Genomic DNA, 26,762 nt, shown 5'->3' on the forward strand with positions numbered 1-26,762 from the left:
CCTGCGACTCGTCGACGATCCGCTCGCGGTTGCCGGGCTCCGCCTCCCGGACGGTCCGCGCCGCGAGCCGGCCGACGTGGCTGCTCCCGACGCGCGACAGCAGCGTCTCACCGCTTGTCCTTCAACCTCCGGCTGAGCCGTGGCGGGTACTCGGTCGCGTGTTGCGGCTGAGTTCTGCGAGGTAGGCGTCCAGCGGCTGGAGCCGCCCTGGCAATGACTCCTCGAGGTCCCACCACCGGATGGCCTCGACCTCGTCGTTGGGCCGGAACGACTGCGAGACGTCAGCAGCCCGGCCGGTGAACAGGGCGCCGTATTCGGTACGCTGGTCAGGCGCCAGAGCGAAGCTCGCGAAGCCGACGAAGTGGAACCGTCCGTCGGACGCGTGGTTGGTTTCTTCCAGCAACTCGCGCGCTGCCGCCCGGCGGGGTGTCTCGCCGGGGTCGATCTGTCCGCCCGGCAGTTCCCAGGCCTGCCGGAACCGGTTGAAGGCCATCAGGACGCGGTGGCCGTGCCACAGGGCCACCAGCGCAACGGTCAGGGGTGCGTCACCTGGCGGCCTGTCTTCCGCTCCCAGGGCGAAAGAGACCAGGGCGTTGCCGCGGTCGTCGACGACAAGCGGCGAAGATTGGGGAGCAGCCACCTCGACATGATGCCTCCCCTGGTTCGGTAAGAGCCCGACTCGTATGTTCTCCACGTCGGACGGTGTCTCGAACTGGTTCGCTCGGGCGGGCGTTCGCCGGACGCCGAGGCGGCCCTCGTCTGATCGTGCGCTCCGGCCAAGGTGCACCGGCCAGGGCGAGGGCCGTGAGAGGGAGGCCGCTGCCCGAAGCTGTTCAGGGGGAAGCCTTCCCGGAAACGTCACGCTTCCGGGAAGAGGTGTACGCGTGTCCGGCCGTTCGGGGCGATGAGCTGTTCGAGCCGCCGGACGCGGTGCTGTGTGCGCTGGGGGTGGTGAGCCCGGCACTCGTTTGTCGTGGTGCCGGAGACGGGCGCCACCTCCTGGACGCGATACGCAAGAGGAACCTGCGGCTGTCGGTAATGGCGACGGGCGAGGGCCGGGGTTTCCTGGGCGGGCTGCCAGCGACCTCCATCGCTGTCTCGCTGTTTGTGTCCAGCCGGTGGAGCAGACCCGCACGCTGCTCACGGTGCCCGGCCCGGGCGGCATCGTGACGCGGTGAGAGCCGCTTCTCGCCCGCACCGCTTCCGACCGTCCCACCACGTTGCCTTCATCCCCGCGTTTCCCCAGCTCACGCCCTGTTTCCCGGTCGACCGCCCGGCAGGCAACAGGAAACCCGTCGACCTCTGCCGACAGCGGGACGACTCTGAATCCGTCAGCAAGCGGCAGCGAAGGGGGGTCGGGTCCATGAGACGTGCACTCGTGTCCTTGTGCGCGGTCGTGGGGGTCGTGGCGGCCGTCACGACCGGATGCGCCGACGGCGGCGACGGCGGTGACGGCGGTGACGGCGGTGACGGCCGGACACAACAGGATCCGCGTCCGCGTCCCCGGGCACTGACCTGGCAACAGGAACTGCGCGTCGCCGACGCGCAGCAACGTCTGACCAAGCAGTGCATGAACCGCCGGGGCTTCACCTACTGGGAGGACCGTGGCCTGACGCTCCAGGAGAGCCGCCCGGTGCGCTACGTGCAGGACGACGTGGCCTGGGCCCGTACGTACGGGTACGGCGGCCGGATCGAAGCGAAGAGCCTGCGCCTCCGCGAACGCAACCCCAACGGAACCTACCGCCAGAACCTCTCCCCGTCCCGGCGCATCGCCTTCGACACCGCGCTCGACGGCGGCGACAGCGCCCGCATGCTCACAGCAACGCTGCCGGACGGTGGGGAGATGCGCAAACGCGTCGGCGGCTGCACGGAGGAGGCCGAGCGCGCACTCTACGGCGACCCGGCCGAGTGGTACCGCACCGACAAGATCGCCACCGGCCTCAACGCCCTCTACGGCAAGGAGCTGATGAGAGACCGCCACCTGACCGAGGCGGTACGGGCCTGGTCCCGATGCATGAAGAGGGCGGGCCGGCCCTACGAGGACCCCCAGGCGGCCCGCGAAGCCGTCCGGGCCAACACCGGCCGGCTGGGCGCGGCCCGCGCCGACGAGGCGTTCACCGCCGAGCGGAAGACCGCCGTCGCCGACGCGACCTGTGCCCGCGAGACCTCCCTGCGCGCCGTGGCCACGGCGCGGGAGACGTATTACCTGGACCGCCTGCGCGACCGGTTCGGCAGGGACATCGACACCTACCGGCACCTCGGTCAGCGGGCCTACGACCGGGCGGTGCGCATCGTTCCGGAGCGGGGCTGACCACTCCCCGCTCCTGGGCGGACACCGCCCCCGGTGAGGCACGCCGGGCGACAGGCCCGGTGCGCCGGCACCGACGCACCACCGCCAACGCACCACATCGCCAGAGGAAAACGAGGGAAACAGCATGCGCAAGTTCACCGTCACGATGGCCGTCCTCGGGCTCACCGCCCTGGGCGTCGTCGTACCCGCCACGGCCTCGCAGGCTGCCGGGAACACCGTCGCCGGACCGGGCTGCGACAGCAAGTGGGGGCCGCGCAACGGCAACGTGTACGCCTGGGAGAACCTGGACTGCTCGGGCGCCGAACTGATCCGCACCGCGGGCAACAGCGACTGGTGGGTCGGCTCGCAGGACAGGGCGACGTCCGTCATGAACCGCGGCTTCACCGGTGGCCTCGACCACGTCGCGTTCTACGAGAACTCCGGCTTCGGCGGCGGCCACGCCTGCCTCGCGCCGGGCGAGCTCTACGCCGACAACCTGACCGACAACCGGTTCACCAACGGTGTCAACGCGAACGACACCATCTCCTCGCACCGGTGGGTGGCCCGCAGCGCCTGCGGGGCCTTCCTGACCTGACCCGTCCGTCCGCGCGACGGGGAGCGAACGTCCGGAACCACCCCATGGTTCCGGACGTTCCCGTGTGCGCCAAACGGAGGAAAGGTTTGGCTGCGCTCACCACCCCGGCAGTAACCTGGGCGTCCACCGTCTCACGGCCGCACCGCATGGGGGACTCCGTGGGAGAGCCGCAGCACGGGCACGAAGCTGACCACTGGAACGGGCGGGACCGGGGCGCGCCGACCACGCACTCCTTTCCCGCGCAACTGAGACGACTCAGACAGGCGCGTGGCCTGTCGCTGACCGACCTGGCACGGCAGACGCATTACAGCAAGGGCTACCTCAGCAAGATCGAGACCGGCACGAAGCGGGCGACCGTCGACGTCGCCCGTCTGTGTGACCGAGTACTGGGCGCCGAGGGGGAGTTGCTCAGGCTCGTACAGGAGAGACCGCCGGCCGACAGCGGGAGCGGTGCCGAGAACGCCGCTTCCGAGGGGCAGTCCGACGGGATGTGTCCGTACCGGGGCCTGTCGGTGTTCACCCCGCAGGCCGCGGACTGGTTCTTCGGCCGGGAGCGCGCGACGGCCGCACTGGTGGAACGGGTCTTCGAACGGGTGGGAAGCGGCCCTCTGATGCTCGTCGCCCCGTCGGGCGCGGGCAAGTCATCCCTGCTCAACGCCGGACTGGTGCCCGCCCTGCGGCGCGGCGACTTCCCGATGCCGGGCGCCGACCGGTGGCCGGTGGTGGCGTTCACCCCCACCTCACGGCCTCTGGACGAGCTCCTGGAGCGCACCGCGAAAGCGATGGGCGGGGACCTCGCCCTCACCGTCGAGGAGGTGCGCGAGAACCCCGACGCGGTGCTGGACGCCGTACGCGCGACAGCGGACGATCCGCCGGCGCCGCCCGGGGAACGCCGGTCCCCGCCCTGTCGACCGGTGCTGATCGTCGACCAGTTCGAGGAGCTTTTCACCCTCTGCGCGGACGAGGACGAGCGGCGCTCCTTCGTCCGGGTGCTCTGTGCGCTGGCGACCTCCCGGCCGGAGGAGAGCGCACACGGTCCCGCCGTCGTGGTGCTCGGCGTCCGGGCCGACTTCACCGGCAACTGTCTGGACCTTCCCGAACTGGTCCCGGTCCTCACCGACGGGCTGTTCGTGCTGCCGCCCATGTCCGTGGTGGAGTTGCGGGAGTCCATCACCCGGCCGGCGGAACTCGCCGGACTGACCCTCCAGCCGGGCCTGGTGCCCCTGCTCCTGCGCGACGCGGGGCTGCGCGGCGAGCCGGGCAGCACACTGCGGGGCAGTGGGAAGGACGCCGGTTCCGGAGCCGACGTGACACCCTCCGGCGTGCTCCCCCTCGTCTCCCATGCCCTGCTGGCCACCTGGCAGCGGCGCGAGGGGTCCGCGCTGACCGTGGCCGGGTACGAGCGGGCCGGCGGGATCCAGGGTGCGATCGCGCGGACCGCCGAGAGCGTCTTCGCCCGGCTGTATCCGGCCGAGCAGAAGACGATCCGCCGCGTCCTGTCCCGCCTGGTGTACGTCGCGGACGGCGGCGGGGCGACCCGCCGCCGGACGAGCAGGGCCGCCCTGACGGAGCAGTTCGCCGGCGCGGACGGCGCGGCCGCCGCGCTCGACGCCTTCGTACGGGCCCGGCTCATCACCATGGACAGCGACACGGTCGAGATCACCCACGAGGCCCTGCTGCACGCCTGGCCACGGCTGCGGGACTGGATCCACGCCGACCGCGCCGGGCTGCTGCTCCACCAGCAACTCGCCCACGCCGCCGCCGAATGGGAGCGCGAAGGCCGTGATCCGTCCGCGCTGTACCGCGGCACCCGGCTGAACACCGTGGGTGCCTGGGCCGACGAACTGGACGGCTGGAGCCGGCTCGGCCCCGGCGAGGAAGCGTTCCTCAGAGCGAGCCTGGCCGAGCGGGAAGGCCATGAGAGGCAGGCCGTACGTCAGGTCCGGCTCCGGCAGTCGATGCTCGCCACGCTCGTCGTCCTGCTGGGGCTCGCCCTGACCGCCGGAGGCCTCGCCCACCAGCAGCGCGAGAGCGCCCTGGGCCAGGAACGTGTCGCGCGTTCCCAGGCGCTCGCCGTGCGGTCCGCCTCGCTCGCCGGAGGCCAGCCGGAGGCGTCGATGCTGCTGGCCGGGGAGGCCTACCGGGCCCACACCACCGCCGAAGCGCGCGGCGCGCTGCTGAGCACGCAGTCCCAGCCCTTCTCCGGCCGGCTGAGCGGTCACCGGGGGCCGGTCAACGCGGTGGTCTTCGCGCCGGACAACCGGTCCCTGGCGACAGCCAGTTCCGACGGGACGGTGACCCTGCGACGGGTGTCGGACCGCCGTACGACCGCCACGTTCGCCGTGTCCGGGCCCGTCCGCTCGGTCGCCTTCAGTCCCGACGGCCGCACCCTCGCGGCGACGTCGACGCGCGGGCCCGTGAGTCTCTGGGACATCGCCGAGCGTCGGAGGAAGGCCGTGCTCGCCGACAGCACGAAGGGGGCCCGGTCGCTGTCCTTCGACCCCCGGGGGCACCGGCTCGCCGTCGCGACCGCGCAGGGGACGATCCAGTTGTGGGACACCGCGCGCACGCACCGCGTCACCGCCTCCCTCAGCGGGCACGAGGGAACGGTCAACGCCCTGGATCACACCCGCGACGGCCGGACCCTGGTCTCCGCCGGAGCCGACCGGACGGTGCGGCTGTGGGACACCGACCGCGCCCGGCCCCTCGCCGCACTCGAGGGGCACACCGACGAAGTGCTGAGCGCGGTGTTCTCCCCGGACGGCCGGAAGGTGGCCTCCGCGGGCATCGACCGGACCGTACGGCTGTGGGACGTGCGCGGCGGCCGGCTCGGCGCGACGTTGTCCGGGAGCAGCGACGACGTCAACGCCGTCGCGTACACGCACGGCGGCGCCACGGTCGTCGGCGCGGTCGGCGACGGGACGACCAGGCTGTGGGACGTCCGCAGCGGCCGGCAGACCGCCGTGCTCGCCGGTCACACCGACTACGTGATGGGGGCGGCCGTGACCTCCGCCGGCACCCTGCTCGCCACGGCCGGTTTCGACCGGTCCGTGGTCCTGTGGGACCTCGGCGGCCCGGCGCTGACGGCCCGTCCGTTCACGGAGGTCTGGCAGGCCCGGTACAGCCCCGACGGGAGACTGCTGGCCACCGCCGACGCCGACCACACGGTACGCCTGTGGGAGGTGAGCGGGCGCCGGCTCCTGGCGACGCTCCGGGGGCACACCGAGGCGGTTTTCTCGGTGTCCTTCGCACCCGACGGACGGACCCTGGCATCGGCGGGCTCCGACGGCACGATCCGGCTGTGGGACGTGGCCGAACGCGGGCCGCTGGCGACCCTGACCGGCCACACCGGGCAGGTCTACTCCCTCGCCTTCGCCCCCGACGGCCGAAGTCTCGCCTCGGCCGGCGCCGACCGCACGGTGCGCCTGTGGGATGTGACGCGGCGCGCGCCGCTGGCGACGCTGACCGGCCACCGGGACTTCGCCAACGGTGTCGCCTTCAGCCCCGACGGCCGGATTCTGGCGAGCGCCGCCGACGACCTGACCGTACGGCTCTGGGACGTCTCCTCGCACCGCCCGCTCGGCACGCTGAACGGCCACACGGGCGCGGTGCGGAGCGTGACCTTCACCCCTGACGGGCGGACGCTGGCCAGCAGCGGCAACGACGGCACCGTACGGCTGTGGAACGTCCGCGAACGCCGCTCCGAGGCCGTCCTGACCGGTCACACCGGTTCCACCCGGAGCATCGCCTTCGCTCCCGACGGCCGCACGCTCGCCAGCAGCGGCAACGACCGTACGGTGCGTCTGTGGGACGTCCCCGGACGGCGTCCGTGGGCGACGCTGACGGGCCACACCGACTCGGTGTGGAGCGTGACCTTCGCTCCCGACGGGCGCACGGTGGCCAGCGCCGGCACGGACGGCACCGTACGGCTGTGGGATCTCGACCCCGGGGCTCAGCTGGCGGAGATCTGCCGGCTGCGCGCGAGCATCGGTGCGGACGAGCGCGCGAAGCTCCTGCCCGGCGTCCCCCTCTCCGACGGGGCGCCCTGCGAAGGCCGGGGGTGACGGCAACCACCTGATCGAAGGGGGTTTCCCAGGTGTTTCCCGTTGCCCATCGGCGGGAGGCGACACCTGTATCTCGACAAGCGCGAGGCACGGTCAGCAGGCTGCTGTGCGACCACTCCCTTCACCACCCACAGGAAACGGGGGTCCTGGCATGGTTCGCCGGACCGGTCTCATCCGCACACTGGTCGCGTTACTGGCCTTCCTCTTCTGGGCGCCGGTGTCCGCCGCCGCGAACACCGCGGCGCCCGCGCAGCGTGCGGCCGCCGACGCGTGCGGCGCCCTCGCACCCGGAGCCTCCGCGGCAGCCGAACGCGCGATCGCCGCCGCCTGCGCCGAGGTCGCGGCCGGTACCTGGTACACGTGGGGCGGCGGGCACGGCCCCCAGCCGGGCGCCACATACGGCCAGGTCGACCCCACCGACCCGGACAGCGAGCACGACCCCGAACGGCTCGGTTTCGACTGCTCGGGCCTGGTCCGCCACGCGTACGCCAAGGCGGCGGGCTCCGACATCCTCAACGGTGTCGCAAGCCAGCAGTACTACACGCACCGCGCCGCCGGTCGCTTCACCGCCGCCCAGGGCCTGGCCCCGCTGCTCCCGGGCGACCTGCTCGCCTGGGGCACCTCGCAGGACCTGCACCACATCGCCATCTACCTGGGCGCGGGCAAGATGGTCGAGGCCAGGGAATCCGGCACCAGGCTCATGGTCAGTGACGTCCGCCTGAACGGCGACTACTTCGGCGCCGTCCGCGTCAACACCGGGCCGGTCACCGGTCACATCCACCAGACCTGGGGCACCGGGGTGTGGACCAAGGCCGAACCCTCCACCAGGGCCGCCCGTGTCTACGCCTTCCCGTACTCCACCACCATCCGCGTCCAGTGCCAGAAGCACGCCGAACCGGTCACCTCCGAGGGCTACACCAACGACGCGTGGTCGTACCTGCCGGACTACAGGGCCTGGGTGACCAACATCTACATCAAGGGACCGGCGTGGCTCGACGGCGTGCCCGACTGCAGGACGACGCCACCGACACCGTGACGCGCCGGCGCCGGGGGCGGCAGACCCGGCGCCGGGGCCCGCTCCGAGTCGGCCGGTCGCCGATGCCCCGGTCGGGCACGCGCCCCGTGGCGTCCGGTCGGACCGGTCGCTCGGGCCGGTCGTCCGATGATCCCGGGCCGGCCGGGGACGGTGGTGACGTCCCCGGCCGGCCCGGCTCGGCATCCGGGCCCGCAGCTCCGCGTCCGGGCCGGGCGAACACGAACCGCCACGGTCCCGGGGCCCGGGCCCCGCGTGGGGATGTGGCTGCTCAGCCCGCGCCGGACTCGGCGATGTGCCCGTGGTCCATGGTGAGCCGGGCACCGGTGAACCGGGACCGCATCCGGCGGTCGTGGGTGACGACGACCACGGCGCCCCGGTAGTCCACCAGCGCCTGCTCCAGTTCCTCGACCAGCACCGGGGTGAGGTGGTTGGTGGGCTCGTCCAGCAGCAGCAGGTCCATCGGGTCGCTCACCAGCCGGGCGATCTCGATCCGGCGCCGCTCTCCGTACGACAGGTCCTCCACCCGCCGCCACAGCTCGGACGGGCCGAACAGGCCCAGCGAGAGCAGCTTCTCCACGTGGTCCTCCAGGTAGCCCTCCCGGCCGTGGGCGAAGGCCCCCAGCACGGTCGGCCCGGGCGGCCAGGGCGTCTCGTCCTGCCGCAGGTGCCCCACCCGGCAGCCGACGCGCACCGAGCCGCTGTCCGCCTCCAGCTCCCCGGAGAGCACCCGCAGCGGGGTGGACTTGCCCGCACCGTCGGGGCCGGTGATCAGCAGCCGCTCGCCGGGCCGGATCCTCAGGGAGGCGACGGCGAGCCGGCCCGCGACGCGCACGTCGGCGAGCTCGGCCACCGTCTCCGCCGCCGCCTCCTGGCCCGCGGTGTCGATGCGGGCGGCGAGGGACAGCGGGTCCGCGGGGGCCGGCACCGGGTTCTCGGTCAGCTGCGCCACGCGTTGCTTGGCGTTGCGGATCCGCACCATCGCGCCGTGGTCGCGCCCGCGCCCGCGGTAGGCGCCGTGACCGAACACGGCGAGGGACATCTTGCGCGGGATGCCGTCCATCCGCGCCACGTTGGAGGCGATCAGCCCGTGGTTGCGGTGGAGTTCGGCGCGCCACTCCTCGTACTCCCGCAGCCGCCGCTCGCGTTCCACGGCCTTGGCCGTCAAGCAGCCCTCGTAGCCGTTGCCGTAGCGGGTGACGCGGCCGGAGCCGACCTCCAGGATCGTGGTGGTGAGCCGGTCGAGGAACACCCGGTCGTGGGTGACCGCGATCACGGTGCCGCGGTGGCCCCGCAGGTGCTCCTCCAGCCATTCCGTCGCCCGGTCGTCGAGGTCGTTGGTCGGCTCGTCGAACAGCAGCAGTTCCGGCGCCGAGGCCAGGGTCGCCGCGAGTGCGAGACGGGAGCGCTCGCCGCCGGAGAGGGTCCCGAGCCTGCGTCCGCGGTCCAGGCTCGGCAGTCCGAGGCCGTGCAGCGCGACCTCCACCCGCACGTCGGCCTCGTAGCCGCCACGGGCCTGGTACTGCTCGACCAGACCGGCGTAGCGCCCCAGGACGGCGGACAGCTCGGTTCCGGGGCCGGCCGTGTCGCGCTCGGCCAGTTCCGCCTCGGCCTCGCGCATCGCCGCAGGTGGCACATGCAGGGCCAGTGGGGCGACGTATCGCCTGATGGAACCGGGGCATGGGGCGTGAGCAGCCGTGGTGGGTGGGTCGACCGTGTCATGACGGCGGTGGTCTCGGATCTGGGGAGGCCGAAGCGGAGCCGCGTAGTCCCCGATGGCAGCTTCGTCCAGGGGGCCTAGTCCACCGCAGCGCGCTCGTCGAGGCCGATCATGCGTTACCGGTCGGAACGACCCCCCGACCGGGGGCCGTTCGGACGTCGGCAAGTGTCAGGCGAGGGTCAGGTCGTACGGGCCTGCGAGGGGAAGGTAGCCGTCGTTGGCGAGCAGCCAGATCTGGTAGCGGCCGGCGGGGAGGTTCTCGGAGTTCGGGATGCCGATGTTGCCTGCGGTGTCGGGGGTGTACTGCCATCCCTTGGCGCCGGAGTCGACGGCCGCGCCGGCGGGGAAGACGCCAGCCCAGTTCTTGGGCATGGCCTGCTCCGGCGGGATGGTGTAGCCGATGGTGAGCCGGGTGCCGCGGGCGATGGAGGTGGAGGGCAGGGTGAGCGCGGCGCGCGGAGTCTGGGCGGGCGGGGCGGTCGGTGCAGGCGAGCTCGGGGCGCTGATGGGGGTGTAGTGGGCGAGCGGGCCCGCGGCGTCGGCGACCTGGTGGTAGGCGGCGAGGCGTTCGGTGATGGTCGCGGCGTGCGGGGCGAGGGTGGGGAAGTGGGCTGCGAGGGCTGCTGCTGTGGCGGCGGTCAGGTCGGCGAGGCGGCTGGTGGCACCGGTGAGGTAGGGGTCGAGTTTCTGGAAGAGCTGGTGATCGCTGGTGAGGCCGAGTGCGCCGAGTGCCTTGGCGTAGCTGGTGGCGCCGCCGGAGGTGGTGTCGAGGACGCGGCTGACGTAGGTGACGCGGTGCAGGACGCGCCAGCAGGGCGGTTTGCGGTCGGTCTGCCGGGCGCGGGCGAGTTCGCGGGCGTGGGCGGTTGTGCCGGTCTCCAGCCATTCGGGGTCGACGACCTTGCCGTAGAAGTCCTCGAAGTTGTCGCTGGAGGTGTCGAGGTAGAAGGTCATGAACCGGTAGGCGTCGACGCGGCCGGGGACGAGCACGGGCTGGTTCCTGGCGTCGAAGACGGGATTTCCGGCGTCCTGTTTCTGCAGGTCCGACCCCGGTTTGGCGGTGACCTCCAGGCTGAAGGTGCGCTGGGAGTCCTTGTTTTTTCGGCGGGTGAGGCTGTAGCCGCCGCCGAGGGTGATCTCGAATCCGGCCTTGAAGCCAACACCCATGGCTTCGAAGGAGTAGTCGTTGGTGTAGGTGGAGCTGCCGGACAGGCTGTACTCGCCGGACGTGGTCTGCACTACTTGGTCGGTGGTGCTGGTGACTTCGGAGAACAGGCCACCGGCGGCGGTCCACACGTAGGTGTTGGCAATGTTGCGCTTGGCGGCCGAGCGTTGGGCGGAGCGGGCGGCGGCGGTGTCCCCGGTGGTGGCGGTCAGACCGGTGCCGGTGCCTGTGCCGCCCATCATGCCCTTGAGGACTCGGTCGGCGGCGGCGGCGATCGGGTCGGGGCTCTTGGGGTCGGAGCCGACGGTCTCGTAGAAGCCCTGGAGTTGCTGTTCCTCGCGCTGGATGCGGCGCTTGAGGGCGTAGGCCTCGCGGGGCCGGTAGTAGCTGAACGCGTCGCCGATGCCGGCTTTGGGGAAGTCGGGGTCGGGGAAGGGCTGGAGGGCGCCGGTGGCGGGGTCGGCGGCGTAGCCGATCAGGCCGTCGAGGGTGCCCTGTTTGGTGTAGCGGGGGTTGATCGGGAACGGGATGATGTTCCAGTCGGTGGGGATGTCGGGGTTGGGGACCATCCGGTAGGCGACCAGGGCGCCGTTGTGCTTGAGCCGTAGCGCGTACTGGTCTGCGGTGTCGGACTGGACGAAGGCGAAGCCGGTGTTGGCGGGTACCCATCGGCGGCCGACGGTGGGGTTGACCTGCTTCTTGGCGTCGTCGGGTTCCCAGTGTCCGGAGAGGCTTACCTCGCTGGTGCGGGTGGTATTGGTGCTCTGGGTGATCTGGGTCTCGTTGCTCCAGCCCTTGCTCTCCTTGATTTCCCCGCTGATGTTGAGGTTCATTGCCGAGGAGCTGGCACGTTTGGCGGTGCCCGCGCCGAGCGGGGCGGCCACGAGGTAAGTGTCGTCGCTGTACGAGGTGTCGATGTAGAACTTCGCGGACGCGTCGAAGCTGTTCTTGCTCTCCCCGGCCAGGGTGTTGGTGACGGAGTTGGCCTGGACGAACTTCACCGAGGCGGCGTCCTTGAAGTCGTCGCCGGCGCCCTTGACCAGGTTTTCCGAGGGGACGGGCGGAGCGCCTTCGAGGTAGCCGACGAGCTGCGGCGCGAACTGGGCCTGACCGACCCAGGTGGTGGTGAGGTCGCCGACTTTGTAACCGGTGACCAGAGACCAGGAGCCGTCCTGGACGCAGGAGTAGGCGCGCTTCATCACCCCGAACCGCAGCCCGTCGTGGTCGGTCTGCAGGTCGGCGTACTCACCGACGCGGGGTGTGGCGGTGATGTAGCTCTGGAAGACGGTGCGGGCGCCGGTGAGCGCGGAGCGGACCTCGGCGCTGTCGTCGCTGATCGGGGCGTGTGAGACGGCGACGCCGGGTGCCGGGGAGGACGGGTAGAGGTGGCAGCCGGCCGGTCCGGCGTCCAGGACGGTCGCGCCGGGCTTCGCCGAGTCCGGGTCTACCGGGTAGTAGGCGAGCAGGTCCTCCTGCTTGCTGCGCAGGCGGGTGAACATGTTGTCGAGGATCTGTTCCTGGGTGCGGCACGTCCGCCATACCCGGAGCTCGTCCAGGCCGCCCTCCAGCAGCTCGCCCCAGCTGCCGTCGTCATGCTGCATTGCGCCGACGGTGACCTGGGCAGCCCCGAAGACGGAAAGCATGCTATTGACCAGGGGCACGGAGGTGGAGGAGACCCCGTTGTGGTAGAGGGTGATGCGATTGCCTTCGGGGTCGGGGGTGCGGACCCGGGTCGCGCCGCGCAGCTGCGCGGGGTAGGTGGCGCAGGCGTCGGCCGTGACGGCACCGAAGCGCTCGGGAAAGCGCCACCAGGCGACCAGGCCCTTGGCCTCGGGGCTGATCGGAGCACCGATCTGCTCGGCGGTGCGGACGGTGTTCCAGATCCTTACCTGCGCCAGGGTGCCGCGCAGACCGAACGCGGTGTTCCGGATGCGGTAGCGGCCGATCTCGCAGTGGGCGTCGTTGCCGACGGGTTTGGCGCCCTTGAAGACGCCGTTGTCGCCGGACTGTGCCACGCCGTCGATGTAGAACTGGATGCGGACCTGGCCGTCCTTGTCCTCGCCGGAGCGTGTGACGGCGACCTTGGCGAACTTTCCGCGCGGCACTGGCGTCCCGGACTTGTACGTGCGTTCGGAGCCGGCCCGGCCGTCGCCGGATTCGAAGGTGAACGCGAGCTGCCCGTCGGCGGTCAGGTGGAACGCGTACGGCACCGCGTCGTCCACGCCTGTCGCGAGCGCGCCTTTGCTGACCAGGCCCTGCGGCGCGCCGAAAGCGTCGACCTTGAGGAACGCCTCGATGGTCAGCTCGTCCGCCAGGTCCAGGCCCTCGGGACCGCCGGCGTCCAGATATCCGGTGCCGTTCAGGGCGAGCGCCCAGTCCTGCCGGAAGGACGCGGCCACGTGGCTCCAGTCGGCCACCGGGAACCCCGCCTGGCTGGCCATGACCTGGCTTCCCACGGCGGCGACGAGATTGAAGCCCCACGGTGCGGACGGTTCCGCGGTGAACGTCGCGGACGGGGCGCCGTCGTAGCCGTGGCCGGTCCGGTCCGTGGTGATGCCGTCTGCGAAGGTCCAGTAGGCCAGCAGGTCGCGTTCCCGTCCGGTCGGCCGGCGCCGGGCCATTGCCCGGATCTCGTCTGCGCTGCGGGCCCGCCCCCACACCCGGATCTCGTCGAACGCTCCGTCCCGTACCGCCAGCCCGCTCGTCCCCGTGCCCTCGTAGGGCGCCGCGGCGACGTCCTGGGCGACCTGCACGCCGTCACGGAAGAGCGTGCGGCGCCGGGTGGCGGCCTCGTAGACCGCGCTCCAGCAGTGCCAGGCGAAGTCGTCCTGCCCGCCGACCAACTCGTCCGTCCCCGTGGCGGTGCTCCAGCCGAAGCGCAGCCGGTTGCTGTCGTCGATGACGAGGGTGAGGGCCCGATTCCCGCTCATGCCGTGGAGAAGAGGAGCGGTGATGTTGCCGGGCTCCCGGCGGATCCACGCTTCGATGGTGAAGTCCCTTCCGGCCAGGGGTATTTCACGGCTGACCGTGATCATTCCCGCGTTGCGGATCGCGCTGTTCTCGGAGGCCTTGTCGAGGGCCAGCGAGTACGGGACGGGGCCGGTGTTGGCGTGCCAGATGCGAGTCCGGTTGGGGACGTTGGCCGGGTTGATCCAGGCTTCCACGGTGAAGTCGCCGTCCGGGGCGACCTTGGGCCACTGTGCCTGTGGGAGTGTCAGTCGCTGGCCGGCCTGGCCGAAGGTCAGCGCCCGGCCGGGCGCATCGCCGCGCCAGCGCGGCAGCAGCGGTTGCGCGCCGTCGGCGGCGGTGCCGTCGGCGACCAGCTGGTCCGCGGGGGCGTCGATGGTGGTGACGCCGACGGTGCGGGAGCCGGCGGCAAGCGAGACGCCGGGCGTGGTGCACGTGGCCCTGGCGTAGTCGTACAGGGCGGTGCGCAGGTCCCGGCCGCGGGTGTCGGTCAGGCCGCCCGCGGTCAGGGTGATCTTGTTGCTGCCGGTGGCGATGGCATCGGCGACGGTGCGCAGCCGGCCGCCGACGGCGACGGCCGCACCGGCCGGCAGGCCCTGGGTGAGGGGTTCGGCGAGTTCCAGCACCGAGTCCTGGGCGACGCTGATCCGGCCGAGCAGCACTCCGTCGATCCGGCGGCCGTTGAGGACGCGGGCGAAGTCGCCCACGGCGCGTGGCACGTCGGGGAACCGTTCGATGGCCGATCCCGAGGTCACCGTGACGGTGCAGGCCGCGGCGGTGCTGCCGGCGGCGACGGTGAGCGTGAAGTCGGCGAGGCGGGCGCCCGGGTCACGTGCGATCACGGAGACGGTGCCGGTCCCGGCGGTCAGGCCGCGGGAGGCCCGGGAGACAGTGGTCGGGTAGTAGACCGAGAAGAACTGTCCGTCGGCCCCCGCGTAGTAGAGGACCACGTCGCCGTTGGCGCTGTCGAGCAGGGACGGTGCCCGGTCCGTCCAGGCGAAGGTCAGCAGCGCACCGTAGGCACTGAGCCCGGCCCGGTCGACGGCGATCCGCGGCACCGGCAGCACGGATTCCGCGCCGCCCCGCAGGCCGCCGGACAGCGCGGCCAGCTCGGACTCCGCGACGACGACCTGGGCCTGGTCCTGGCCGAGGCGGGCCTGCGCGGCGTACAGCCTCGGCATCTCCTCGTTGATCAGCTGCTCGCGCTGGGCGCGGCGGAAGCCCATGGGGCGGATGTGCTCGATGTACGCCAGGGTGGCGTTGATGCGGTTGGCGAGCACCCGGTCGGCGCTCAGCTGCGTCCGGGCCGCGGTGAGCTTGGCCTCGGCGGCGGCGAGCCGGTCGAGGTCCTTGGTCGGCTCGGGGACGCCGATCGGATCGAGGGTCACCTCTCGGGGCAGGGCGGCGAGCCGGCCGCCGCGGCCGAGCGCGAGGTCGAGGGTGCACAGGTGGTTGCGGCCGATGGCGCTGCCCTGTGGCGGGGGCCCGGAGGTGGCGCAGGCGAGGAGTATCCGGGCCTGGCGCTTCTCGGTGGCGACGGTGCCGTAGCCGGAGGGCTGCTGTTCCTGCTGGTAGTAGAGGGTCGCGGCCAGGCCGCCGACCACCTCGCGGCCCTTGATGGTGAAAATGTCGCGGGACAGTCCGGGCCCGTCGCCGGCGGGGGCGTCCGAGCCGACCCAGGTGGCGCCGCTGACGGCGGCGTCGCGGCGGCGGTCCACGAGGTTGGCGGCGGTGCTGCCGCTTCCTTCGTCCAGGCGCAGGTAGGTCACCAGTGCGGGTTCGGTGCCGAGCAGCCGGCGGCCCCTGTCGGTGAGGTCGGCAGCAGTGCGGGCGCGGTTCCAGATCCGCACCTCGTCGATGTCGCCTCCCAGGCCGCTGGCGGCGTTCCAGGTTCCCTGGCGGCCGAGGAACTGCGCGGAGGCGGGGACGGGCGCGGTGGTCACGGTGGTGCGGGCCGTCTCGACGCCGTCGACGTACAGGGCCGCCTCCCCGCCGTCGATCACGAGGGCGAGGTGCGCGAACACGCCGGGTGTCAGTGCCAGTCTGCTGATGAGCTGCCAGCCCTGAGGTCCGTTGGCGGCGTACGGCTGGTACTGGCCGTTCAGGCCGAGGCGGAACCCGGTCGGAGCGGCGTCGTCCTGCGAGGCGAGCACCGTGCCGCCGGGAGCGTCGGCCTTCACCCACGCTTCGAAGGTGGCGCCGCCGCTCGGCGCGGGCAGGGCGTCGGTGCCGATCCGTACTTCTGAGGGGGTGCCGGCGGTGAAGCGCAGCGCGGTACCGGCCCGGTCTGTGGTGGCGGGGACGGGGACCAGGGGCCGTCCGGTGTTGGGGTCGGTTCCGGGTTCGCGTTCCAGCACGGACTTGCGGAACCGCGGGTCCGGGCTGGTCCACAGCTGGGTGCCGGCGACGTCGAACAGGCCGTCGTCGGTGCGCTCGCAGTTGAAGGACTCGATGCGCTTTTCGGCGGCGTTGTTGACGAACAGCTGCCAGCGCGAGACGCCCTCGACCTCGGTCGGCAGCAGCAGCACCGCGAAGCCGCCATCGGTCACCCGGGGCAGGAACGACAGCCCAGTGGTGGGCTCGTAGAACTGCTTGCCGTCCATGTCCCGCGTGCCGAGGGTGTCGTTGCCGCCCGCCGCCGGGGTGAACCTGCTGCGCGAACGCTGGTAGCGGGCCTCCACCACCGGCTTCAGCGCCGAGCCGACCAGCGCGTAGCGGTCGCACAGCAGCGAGTCGTCGGCGGCCGCGGCCTTCGCCCCGCCGACGGTCACCAGGTCGGTCCGCGAGGTGTCGCCGGTGAGGGCGTTGCCGTTGGTCCGGTAGACCATGTCGGCGTGGCCCGTGGCGATCGACTGCCGGAACACCAGGATGTACCGGCCGTCCGAGACTACCTGGATGGGCACGGCAGCGGTGAGCCGCGCCGTGGTCGACAGGAACGGGTCGGTCTCCGCGCCGTACAGCTCCTGCGGGTGGACCTCGGCGGTACCGCCGGCCTTCACCACCGGCATCGGGTACGCCACCGGGACGTCCGCGTACGGGTCGACGAACTCGGACGGGAACGGCAGGAGTGCCGGCTCCGCATTCCAGTAGGCCGAGTCCAGGTCGCCCTTCTTCGCCGAGGCCTGCTCGAGGTCGAGCACGCTGTAGTAGATCCGGCGTTTGTGGTCCATGGCGAACGCCACGGTCGTCCCCCCGTGCCGCACCATCGCCGTGGACACGTACGACCGGTCCCGGTACGTCCGCACCAATGCCCTGTTCTGCAAGTGTTCCACCCCTGACTGTCAAGGCCCTGGCGTCCCGCGCCGCGGGCCGATTCCTCGAAGCGACATTGCTCCGCCCTCGCAGGGCGGTCACTACCCGCCGCCGGCCGCCCATCAGGGACGTGGCACATGGCTGCGACAGCACCTCGCAACAGGCCCACCCGGCACCCCCACTGAGGCCGAGATCAGGCTGAATGCCTGCGGATCCGCCGGTTGGGCGGATCCGACCGCGATCCAGTCACTCAACGTACCGCCATGAATCCGGAAAAGAGCACTCATGTGATATCCGGCCACCGACCTACAGGCAATTGGCCATCCAGCACCTCTCCCAATGCAGATGACCACAGAAGTCAGGAAGCGAGGTGGAAACCGCGGCGGACACGCCCTTCAAGGCGAGCTTCGTTCGCCAGCCGTAGCCGCGCACTCTGATGACTGCGCGCGCGATGAAGGACAGCGACGGTTCTCCACGTACGTGACACGCGACACAGCGGGAGTAATTCTCGGTAGGCCACGTCAGAGGGCTGGTCTGGCGCCGCAGAAGAGGCCTCCATCTGGCGACATCGGTTGGCGGCAGGCTCCTCAAGGGCCTGGCGGCTTGCAGGCGACTGTGGTTGTCCGGGTTGGTTCCGCAACATCTGGGGCAATCAGTCGGCTGCGCTCGACCATCAGCCGCTGGTTGACGTTGCGGAGTGCCTGCACGGCGGCCTCTGCTTGCCGGCCGGCTGCGAGTGCTGCGTCTCGTTGCTCGCGCAGTTCCTCCGTCTCCGTGTCCCGCAGCGAGCGGGCGGTCAGGCCGTCCCGAAGGCGGGCGCCCAGTTCGTGGGCGCGTAGTGTGCGCAGCTCGCTCTGGACTTCGTTCAGGGCCCGCTGCAGGGCGGCGACCTGTTCCAGGAGCATGCGGTTCTCGACTTCGAGGGCCGCCTCCTTGCGGGCGGCCGCTGCTGCCGCCGCTCGTGGCCGGTCTTGGGCGAGGTGGGCGCGGATGGACTCGGCTTCCGCTTTGAGGTCACGGTGGCGTTGAAGGCACCGCGGGTTGACGGCGGCCCGCCGGGTGGTCTCCGCATCGGACAGGGGCTGGCGGCTCTTGTGCATCGCGGCCAGGACGGCAAGGACCCGCTGCCGGAACTCTTCGCTATCGGTGCGGCGCCGTTGAACGGCGACTGCCCTCCCAGCATCGAGGATCGCTGTCTGACCGGCGGACACCCTCGTTTGGCCTGGCTGCGTGAGCGGGGCGGCCGGGCGCGTCATCCCGTCGTCGATTCGGTCAGGACGGCCCGGTTCGCCGTTGCAGCGGGCTGCCTGCGCCCGGCAGTCCGGCGTCGCCTCGTTGTGCGGGCCGGGGACCAGAGCGGGCAGGGGCAGGGGCAGGGTGCCGGCCGACGTGTAGTCGCTCCACGGCCGCCGCCTGCCGGCCGGTCAGGCTTGATCCACGGCGCGCAGGGCCCGCGCCAGCCACTCCAGCTCCTCGGTCGCGTCGGGCGACGAACACTGCCCGCGCACACGGGCCACGAGCCTGCGGTAGCGCTCCGCCTCTGCCTCGATCCCGGCCTCCAGGCTGTGCAGCACGGCGGCCCGATCGGCGTCACCGAACAGCTCGGACAGCACCTCGGCCGCTGCCGGCCCCTCGGGACCGCCTCCGCGTTCTCTGACCTCCGCGACGGTCCGCACGACCTGCCTGGCCCACCAGATGGACGCCCCGGGGGGACGGCCCTGCCCCGGTACGGGCGTGTTGAGCTCCAGCCATGTGCGCAACCGGGCGCGAAAACCGGGGTCACGCACCAGTTCGGCCAATTCGATCCAGGCGTCGACCTGCTCAGGCGTGGGATCGTCGGGCAATTCGATGCTGTAGGTGCGCATGCGGTCGCGCAGGCGCGGGTCGGCGTCGAGACCGCCGAACACCTCCTCCTTGAACTCGTCGATGATCTGCTTGCGTTCGGCGGCGGATAGCCGCGCCAACCGGTTCATCAGTGCTGTCTCCTCAGCGGTGGAACCACGTGTCGCCACGGTGGACAGGACGGCCCGGCTCACCTTGAGCGAGCGGATCTGCGCGTCGAGCGCGGCCACATGCGCGTCGGCGACCTCGGCGATGGTGGTCCGACCGCTCAGCACCCGGCACACGTCGTCGAGCCCGAGGCCCAGCTCGCGCAGGGTGCGGACCAGTTCGACGCGGGCCACGGACCCGGCGTCGTACAGCCGGTAGCCGCTCGCGGAACGGGCCACGGGCGGCACCGCTCCCTCGTCCGACCAGAAGCGCAGGGTACGGACCGGAAGTCCGGTGCGGTGCGCGAGCCGGCCGATGGTGAGCAGGTCGGGGCGTTCGTCGTCCATGGGCGAGATTCTGGACCCTCCAGCAGCTGGAGACTCAAGCGCCTCGGCGCGGCATTCCGTAAGTTCCCCAGAGCTCTGCTGAGTCCCCTCACCACCGCCGGCGCCGACAGCATGCGCCTCCTCGCCTGATGGACGGCTGTTCGGAGGTGAGGGTGATCTCGAACCGCTCCAGCGGCGGGGCCCCGGCGCCGCGCCAGCGGGTGATGTGCGTCTCGACGGCGTCCCAGATGCGGGACGGCCCGTTCTGCCGGACCGCCCACCGCCCGTCGTGCTCCCGGAGCACCGCCCGGACGCCGGTGCCGATGTCGAGGAACAGGTGCTCCGTGCGGCCGTCGCGGTCGAGGACTTTTGCCGCCTCCGCCACCGGAGATGATCCCCTTGGCGATGGCGCGTCCGCTGCTGTCGACGGGGTACGCCGGCCCTCCGGAGTCACCCGGCTTGGTACAGGTGCCCGAGTTTTTCTCGGCCACGACCATGTTCCTGGCGGTCGTTGGAGCCGCGCCCGCCCGTCGGTACCGGGTCTTCGCACTGGTCGCCCGACATCAAACGGTGGTACTTCCAGAGCCGTGGGGCCCTCCGGGACGAGGTGGACGCACTTGCGCTCCGCGCGGCCGAAAGCCCGGCTCACCTGGCGGAGGCGGTCCGAGTGCAACGGGTGCTCACCGTGAGCTCGGCCGTCCACTGAAAGTTCCGCACCCATCTGTTCGCGGAACGTGTGCGAGGGCTGTTCGACGAAGGGGTGAGCCTGGCCCGCCTTCGCACCGGTACGACGCCCTCGCCGGGGGCAGGGCCCTGGCCACGGCCCTGACGGACAGAGCCACCTTTCATGTCGCTGCCAAGGAGTTCGCGGCCGCCCGTGACGACTTCCTCCAGGTGCCAGAACTCCTTCCGGGGGTGGGATGAGCAGGACCGAGGGGCGACGCCGAGGGGTGGCGGGGCGTCAGCAGGGCAGGGTCGCCGGGCCGGGGACGTACTCCGGGTCCACCTGGGCGGCCAGGTCCTCGCCGGTGCGGGCGTCGGCCCAGGAGCGGGCGTTGCGGAGGTGAAACTCCACGGCGTGGCGGTGGAGGCGGTCCCAGTCGCGGGGGTGGGAGTCCACGGCCCCGCGCATGACCGTCAGGGCGTGGCGGTTGTGGGGCTCGAGCGCGCCCAGGGGGTCCGAGGCGGCCGGGGCGCCGGAAGCGGCCGGGGCGGTGGGCTGCGGCCGGCCCTGTTCCGCCGCCCGCACCCAGTCCGAGTGCACCAGGTGGGTCAGGAGGTCGTCGCCCACCTGTTCCTTGAGGAAGAGGAGGTCGTCCTCGCAGGTCACCTTGTTGCCGACGACCGCGACACGGATGCCGAACTCGCGGGCGTGGTCGCGGTACTGGCGGTAGACGGAGACGCCCTTGCGGGTGGGTTCGGCGACCAGGAAGGTGAGGTCGAACCGGGTGAACAGGCCGGAGGCGAAGGCGTCGGCGCCGGCGGTCATGTCGACCACCACGTACTCGCCGGGGCCGTCGACCAGGTGGCCCAGGTACAGCTCCACCGCGCCCAGCTTGGAGTGGTAGCAGGCCACGCCCAGGTCGCTGTCGTCGAACTCGCCCGTGGCCATCAGCGGGACGCCGCCGGCCCGGCAGACGTGCCGCGCGTGCAGTTCGTCGTCGCCGAGCAGGCGCAGGAGGCGCGAACCGCGGCCGGGCGGAGTCGTCTTGATCATCGACTCGGTGGAGGTGATGCGGGGGTTGGTGCCGCGCAGGTACGCCTTGATGTCGTGCAGGCGCGGGCCCAGGGGAGGGGGTGTCACCGGGGTGCCCCCGGAGGGGGCGAGCGCCTCGGCCAGGTGCTGGTTGATGTCGCCGTCGATGGCGAGCACCGGGGCGCCGTCGGCGGCCAGGTGACGGGAGAAGAGGGCCGACATCGTCGTCTTGCCGCTGCCGCCCTTGCCGACGAACGCGATCCTCATCGGCGCCCCACCCTTTTGAAAACGAATGTCATGTCGGTAGGTTCTAGGGGCGCCGTCGCGGCAGTGTCAAATCCCGCGGCGCGTGTCACGGCTGTCCGCCGGGAGGTTCACCCGGATGATCGATTCTGGAGGCTTAATGCATAAGATGCGCAAGTGCGCGAATACATCATCAGGGCCGCGGGTCCGGCGGACCTCGACCGTGCGCGAGCCGTGATGCTCGACACCGTCTACCGCGACTTCGGCACCGGTTACGTGCCCCGGTGGCACGGCGACATCGTCGATCCGGCCGCCGCCTACCTCTCCTCGCCCCGCCACACCCTCCTCGTCGCCGTCGACCCCGAGGGCCCCGGCGACGGCGGGAGCGGTGCCGGCGACGGCGGGAGCGGCGCCGGGGAGGTCGTCGCCACCGCCGCGCTCGACTCCCGCGGACCCGCGCATCCGCCGAACCCGCGCGAACTCGCCGAGCGGTATCCCTCCGGCGAGACCGCGCAGGTGCGGCGCGTGTACGTCCGGCCGGACCACCGCAGGCGCGGGCTCGCCCGGCGCCTGGTCGGCGAACTGCTCGGCTTCGCCGCGGCCGACGGCGGTTACCGGTCCGTGTACCTGCACACCGACCCGTCCGTCCCCGGCGCCGAGCCCTTCTGGCGGTCCCTCGCCAAGGTCGTGCACGATGAACGTGAGGACGCGGGCCGCGCCGGCGGCGTCCTCCACTTCGAGATCCCGATGGGACGGTGACCGGTGCGCCGGCTTCCTCCGCGGCTGCTCGCCGCCCTCGCCCTCACCCCGCTCCTGGCCGGCTGCTTCGCCTCCGCGGGTGAGGACTCCGCCAGCGACGACGCCGGCGGCGGCTCCCGGCTGCGCGTCGCGCTCGCCTTCCCGCCCGCCGAGCAGCTCTCCCCGTACGGCGCCGACGCCACCCTCCTCAGCCGGCTCGGTGTCTCCGAGGGGCTGACCGCGATGGACGCCAACGGCGCCGCCGCGCCCGCGCTCGCCCAGTCCTGGCGTCAGGACGGCGACAGGAGCTGGGTGTTCACGCTGCGCGAGGCCCGGTTCCAGGACGGTACGGACGTCACCCCGGCCGCCGTCGCCGCCGCCCTCACCCACGCCGCCGAGGCCGAGCCGGTCCCCGGCGCCCTCACCGGCGTCACCCTGACCGCCGAACCCGACGGCGACCGGACCGTCCGCGTCAGCACCGCCGAGCCCGACCCCATCCTGCCGCTGCGGCTCTCCAGCCCCAGCCTCGCCGTGTTCGCCGAGAAGGCCTACGAGAAGGGCGGGAACGCCCGGCGCGTCGACCCCGTCGGCACCGCCGCCGGACCCTTCGAACTCACCAAGGTCGACGGGGCCGCCTCCGCCACCCTCGACCGCTTCGACGACTACTGGGGCGGGCGCGCCCAGGCCTCCGGCATCGACGCCCGGTTCATCGCCGACGGCACGGCCCGCGCCAACGCCCTGCGCACCGGCGAGCTGGACATCGCCGAAGCCGTACCCGTCGCCCAGGCCACCACCCTCGACGCGGCCATGCGCCGGGACACCGCCACCACCCGCACCACCAGCCTGCTGCTCAACACCGCCTCCGGCCCCTTCGAGGACCCGAAGCTGCGCGCCGCCGCCCGCGAGGCCCTCGACACCTCCACGCTCGCCGAAGGCGTGTACGAGGGGTACGCCGACCCCGGCGCCGGCGTCTACGGGCCCGCCGTGACCTGGGCCGACGGCAAACGCGGCAAGCCCACCGGACGGGCCCGGGCGGCCGGTGGCGTCGACGGCGCCGCGATCACCCTCGCCACCTACGACAACCGGCCCGAGCTGCCCGAAGCCGCCCAGGTGCTGAAGCAGCAGCTGGAGAAGGCCGGGTTCGAGGTCGAGCTGGAGGTGCGGGAGTACTCGCGGCTCGAAACCGACGCGCTGGACGGGACGTTCGACGCGTTCGTCCTCGCCCGCAACACGATGCTGGACACCGGCGACCCCGTCGCCGTCCTCGCCGCCGACTACACCTGCGACGGCGCGAACAACATCGCCCAGCTCTGCGACAAGGACGTCGACCGGGCCGTCGCCGAGGCCGAGCGGACCGCCGACCCCGACAAGCGGCAGGACGCCGCCATGAAGGCCGAGGCCGCCGTCCTCGGCAGCGACGCGGTGCTGCCGCTGGTCCACCAGCGCATCATCACCGGCGTCGGCGCCTCGGCGCGCGGCGTGCTGTTCGACCCGTACGAGCGCACCCTCGTCGGTACGGGAACGCGGCGCTGACGATGCGACGGCAGGTGGCCGCACTCCTGTGGCGGGCCGTACTCGCGGCCGTCCTGGTGTGCGGCATCGGCCTGCTGCCCTGGCTCGCGCGCACCGACCCGGCGCGCACCGTCCTCAAGGCCCGCTCCGCCGAGCGCGACGCCACCCCCGAGGTCCTGGCCGCCGTCCGCGCCCAGCTCGGACTCGACGCCGGGCCCGCACACCTGCTGGGGCAGTGGCTGAGCGGCCTGTGGCGCGGGGACGCGGGACGGTCGTGGATCTCCGGCAGCGAGGTCATGCCCGACGTGCTCCGGGCACTCGGCGCCTCCCTGCTGCTGATGACGGTGGCGCTCCTGGCCGCCGCCCTCACCGCCGCGCTGGTGTGCGCCCGGACGCTCCGCCTCGGCGCGCGGCGACGGCTCGGCGGCCGGCGCGCCGCGGGCACCGGGTCCGCCGTGCTCGCCGCCCTGCCCGAGTTCCTCCTGGCGTCCGTCCTCGCCACCGTGGTCGCCGTGCAGTGGGGATGGCTGCCCGCCCTCGGCTGGTACGGACCCCGGTGGACGGTGCTCCCCGCCCTCGCCCTCGGCCTGCCCGCCGGGGCCGTCCTCGGCAGGCTCCTCGACGACCTGCTGCCCGGCGCCTTCGCCGAACCCTGGGCCCGGAGCGCCACCGCCCGGGGCATCCCCGGCCGACGCGTCGCCCGCCAGGCGGTACGCCGGTGCCTGCCCGCGCTGCTGCCCAACCTCGGGCTGTTCGTCGTCGGGCTGACCGGCGGGGCCGTCGCCGTCGAGCAGGTCTTCGACATCCCGGGACTCGGCCGCACCACCCTCCAGGCCGCCCTCGCCCAGGACCTGCCCGTCCTCCAGGCGGGCACCCTCGTCCTGGTCCTGCTCGCGGCCCTCGTCACCCCCGCCTGCCGGCTCGCCGCCCGGCTGCTCACCGGACCCGCCCTGCGCGACCGCGCCCTGCCGACACTGCACCGGCCGCCGCCACCGGCCCGCCGCGTGCAGCCCCTCGCCCACGGCGCAGTCCTGGCCACCGTCGTCGTCCTCGGGCTGACCCGCGACCCGCTCGCGCTCGACACCGCACAACGGCTTCAACCCCCCTCCCTCACCCATCCGTTCGGCACCGACGCCCTCGGCCGGGACATGCTCGCCCGCGTCGGGCACGGCGCCTTCGACACCCTGCTGCTCGCCCTCGGGATCAGCGCGGCGACCCTGTGCATCGGCGTCCTGCTCGGGCTGGTGCCCCGGTTGTCCGGGGCCCTCGTCGACACGGTCAACGCCGTACCGCCGGTGCTCGCCGCGCTGCTCGTCACCGCCGCCGTGGGCAGCGGCACCACCACACCCGCGCTCGCCGTGACCGCCGTCGGCTGGACCGCGCTCGCCGCGCACACCTCCGCGCTGCTGCTCCAGGAACGCGCCACCCAGCACCTCGCCGCCACCAAGGGCCTGGGCGCCGGCCGCCGGTATCTGCTGTGGCGCCACCTGCTCCCCGCCGTACTGCCGCCCGTCGTCCGCCACGCCCTGCTGCGGCTGCCCGGCATCGCCCTCGCCCTCGCCTCCCTCGGCTTCCTCGGGCTCGGCGCCCAGCCGCCGTCCCCGGAATGGGGCCTGCTCCTCGCCGAGAACCAGCCCTACGCCGAACGCGCGCCCTGGGCCGTCCTCGCCCCGGCCGCAGCCCTCGCCCTGCTCGGCGCCCTCTCGGTGACGGCGGCGGGCGGACCGGGACGGCCGGAGTGGGGGAGGAGGAGAGGGCGGGGGACACGTGGGGCGTCCGGGCCGGAAGGACCGGAGCGACTGGAGGGACCGGCCTCGGCCGGCAAGCCCGACGGCACGCAGGACGGGGACCGGCTGGTGGAGGCACGATGACGTTCCCGGCCTCCCTCGGCTCCCGCAGGACCGGCGCGGAAGGCAGCCGCCGCACCCGCCTCTCCCCGCTGCTGCGGCTGCTGATCCTCACCCAGCTCGCCTTCAACCTCGGCTTCTACGCCGTCCTGCCCTTCCTCGCCGCCCATCTGGGCCAGGCCATGGGCATGGCGGGGTGGCTGGTCGGACTGGTGCTGGGGCTCAGGACGTTCAGCCAGCAGGGGCTGTTCGTGGTCGGCGGGGCCCTGGCCGACCGGTACGGCATCCGGCCCGTGGTCCTCGCGGGCTGCGCCCTCCGGATCGCCGGGTTCGTGTGGCTCGGGTACGCCGGGCGGACCTGGGCGGTGATCGGCGCGGTGCTGCTGATCGGCTTCGCCGCCGCCCTGTTCTCACCGGCCGTCGAGTCCGAGGTGGCCCGCCAGGCCGTCGTGTGGGAGGAGGAGAGCGGCCAGGCCCGCACCCGCGTCCTCGCGCTGTTCACCGTGGCCGGACAGGCGGGGGCGTTCGTGGGGCCGCTGCTCGGCGCCCTCCTGCTGGCCGTGGACTTCCGCACCGCGTGTCTCGCGGGCGCCGGGGTCTTCGTCCTCGTCCTCGCCGGACACGCCCGGCTGCTGCCCCAGCGCATACCGGGCCGGAAGCGGACGCCGGTCCGGGGCGGGCCGCGGCTGGTCCTGCGCAACCGGCCCTTCCTCGCCCTGTGCTGCGCGTACGGCGCCTTCCTGCTCGCCTACAACCAGATGTATCTCGCGCTGCCCGCCGAGGTGGAGCGCGTCACCGGCTCGCAGACATCGCTGGCCTGGCTGTTCGCGGTGTCCTCGCTGCTGGTGGTGACCACCCAGCTGCCCGTGACCCGCTGGGCGGGCAGACGGCTGACGACGCGCCAGTCCATGGCGGCCGGTCTGCTGCTGATCGCGGCCGGGTTCGCGGTGGTGGCGGGGACGGCTGCGACGACGCGGCCCACGGGGTGGCCGGGGGCTGCCGCACTGGCGCCGGTGACCGGGTTCGTCGTCCTGCTCACCTTCGGCCAGATGCTGGTCGCGCCCGTGGCCCGTGCCTGGGTCCCCGATCTCGCCGAGGACGGCCGGCTCGGCCTCTACACCGGGGCGCTGTCCTCCGTCTCCGGACTCGTCGTCCTGGCCGGCAGCTCGGCGACCGGAGTCCTGCTCGACGCGGGACTGCCCCCCGCGGTGCCCTGGCTGGTCCTGGCCGGCGTCACGGCGGCGGCGGTGGGACTGCTGCCCCGGCGCGGGTGACGGACGGGACACCTCACGCCCGCTCGGTCCTCCCCGGCTCCGCGGTGTCCG

Annotated in this window: 14 protein-coding genes and 1 pseudogene; 8 read left to right on the top strand and 7 right to left on the bottom strand. The window is 72.6% G+C overall.

The features are described from left to right. Window positions 1-121: 121 nt before the first annotated feature. The gene (locus ORI94_RS21985; RefSeq protein WP_266078333.1) at window positions 122-640 is read right to left on the bottom strand and encodes an NUDIX hydrolase; all 519 of its coding nucleotides are present in this window, start codon (window positions 638-640) and stop codon (window positions 122-124) included. 723 nt (window positions 641-1,363) lie between these two features. On the opposite strand from ORI94_RS21985, the gene ORI94_RS21990 reads away from it, so the two are divergent. The 4 genes from ORI94_RS21990 (at window position 1,364) to ORI94_RS22005 (ending at window position 7,985) form a co-directional block, all read left to right on the top strand. Continuing rightward, window positions 1,364-2,311, top strand: coding sequence for a hypothetical protein (locus ORI94_RS21990; RefSeq protein ID WP_266078335.1), 948 nt, complete (start codon window positions 1,364-1,366; stop codon window positions 2,309-2,311). Window positions 2,312-2,435: 124 nt separating this feature from the next. Further along, window positions 2,436-2,885 carry a hypothetical protein gene (locus tag ORI94_RS21995; protein ID WP_266078337.1) on the top strand — a complete coding sequence of 150 codons (450 nt, stop codon included), beginning with the start codon at window positions 2,436-2,438 and terminating at the stop codon, window positions 2,883-2,885. Window positions 2,886-3,043: 158 nt separating this feature from the next. Continuing rightward, on the top strand, window positions 3,044-6,949 hold the full coding sequence (locus ORI94_RS22000) for a helix-turn-helix domain-containing protein (RefSeq protein ID WP_266078339.1): 3,906 nt from the start codon (window positions 3,044-3,046) through the stop codon (window positions 6,947-6,949). Between the two features lie 151 nt (window positions 6,950-7,100). After that, complete coding sequence (locus ORI94_RS22005; RefSeq protein WP_266078341.1) at window positions 7,101-7,985, top strand: C40 family peptidase; 885 nt, start codon at window positions 7,101-7,103, stop codon at window positions 7,983-7,985. Window positions 7,986-8,253: 268 nt separating this feature from the next. On the opposite strand, the pseudogene abc-f reads toward ORI94_RS22005, so the two are convergent. The 6 genes and pseudogenes from abc-f to ORI94_RS22035 form a co-directional block, all read right to left on the bottom strand. Further along, window positions 8,254-9,609 (bottom strand): annotated as a pseudogene (gene abc-f / locus ORI94_RS22010) (ribosomal protection-like ABC-F family protein); the annotation flags it as partial. 261 nt (window positions 9,610-9,870) lie between these two features. Continuing rightward, entirely contained in the window at window positions 9,871-17,097 is a 7,227-nt protein-coding gene (locus ORI94_RS22015) for a LamG domain-containing protein (protein ID WP_266078343.1), read from the bottom strand. Window positions 17,098-17,673: 576 nt separating this feature from the next. Beyond that, entirely contained in the window at window positions 17,674-18,186 is a 513-nt protein-coding gene (locus tag ORI94_RS22020) for a hypothetical protein (protein WP_266078345.1), read from the bottom strand. Window positions 18,187-18,510: 324 nt separating this feature from the next. After that, window positions 18,511-19,422, bottom strand: coding sequence for a MerR family transcriptional regulator (locus ORI94_RS22025; RefSeq protein ID WP_266078347.1), 912 nt, complete (start codon window positions 19,420-19,422; stop codon window positions 18,511-18,513). 88 nt (window positions 19,423-19,510) lie between these two features. Further along, on the bottom strand, window positions 19,511-19,786 hold the full coding sequence (locus tag ORI94_RS22030) for a hypothetical protein (RefSeq protein WP_266078349.1): 276 nt from the start codon (window positions 19,784-19,786) through the stop codon (window positions 19,511-19,513). 576 nt (window positions 19,787-20,362) lie between these two features. After that, the gene (locus ORI94_RS22035; protein WP_266078351.1) at window positions 20,363-21,364 is read right to left on the bottom strand and encodes an ATP-binding protein; all 1,002 of its coding nucleotides are present in this window, start codon (window positions 21,362-21,364) and stop codon (window positions 20,363-20,365) included. Between the two features lie 153 nt (window positions 21,365-21,517). On the opposite strand from ORI94_RS22035, the gene ORI94_RS22040 reads away from it, so the two are divergent. From ORI94_RS22040 to ORI94_RS22055, 4 genes are read left to right on the top strand one after another with little or no spacing between them, the layout of a single operon-like run. Next, window positions 21,518-22,099, top strand: a complete 582-nt coding sequence (locus ORI94_RS22040; protein ID WP_266078353.1) for a GNAT family N-acetyltransferase — start codon at window positions 21,518-21,520, stop codon at window positions 22,097-22,099. Between the two features lie 3 nt (window positions 22,100-22,102). Continuing rightward, window positions 22,103-23,611, top strand: coding sequence for an ABC transporter substrate-binding protein (locus ORI94_RS22045; RefSeq protein ID WP_266078355.1), 1,509 nt, complete (start codon window positions 22,103-22,105; stop codon window positions 23,609-23,611). Window positions 23,612-23,613: 2 nt separating this feature from the next. Then, a complete protein-coding gene (locus ORI94_RS22050; RefSeq protein WP_266078357.1) occupies window positions 23,614-25,461 on the top strand; it encodes an ABC transporter permease subunit in 1,848 nt (615 codons plus the stop codon). After that, the gene (locus ORI94_RS22055; protein WP_266078359.1) at window positions 25,458-26,711 is read left to right on the top strand and encodes an MDR family MFS transporter; all 1,254 of its coding nucleotides are present in this window, start codon (window positions 25,458-25,460) and stop codon (window positions 26,709-26,711) included. Before ORI94_RS22050 ends, ORI94_RS22055 begins: the two co-directional genes overlap by 4 nt. Window positions 26,712-26,762 lie beyond the last annotated feature (51 nt).

The sequence above is a fragment of the Streptomyces sp. NEAU-W12 genome, from assembly GCF_026242095.1.
Lineage (GTDB): Bacteria > Actinomycetota > Actinomycetes > Streptomycetales > Streptomycetaceae > Streptomyces.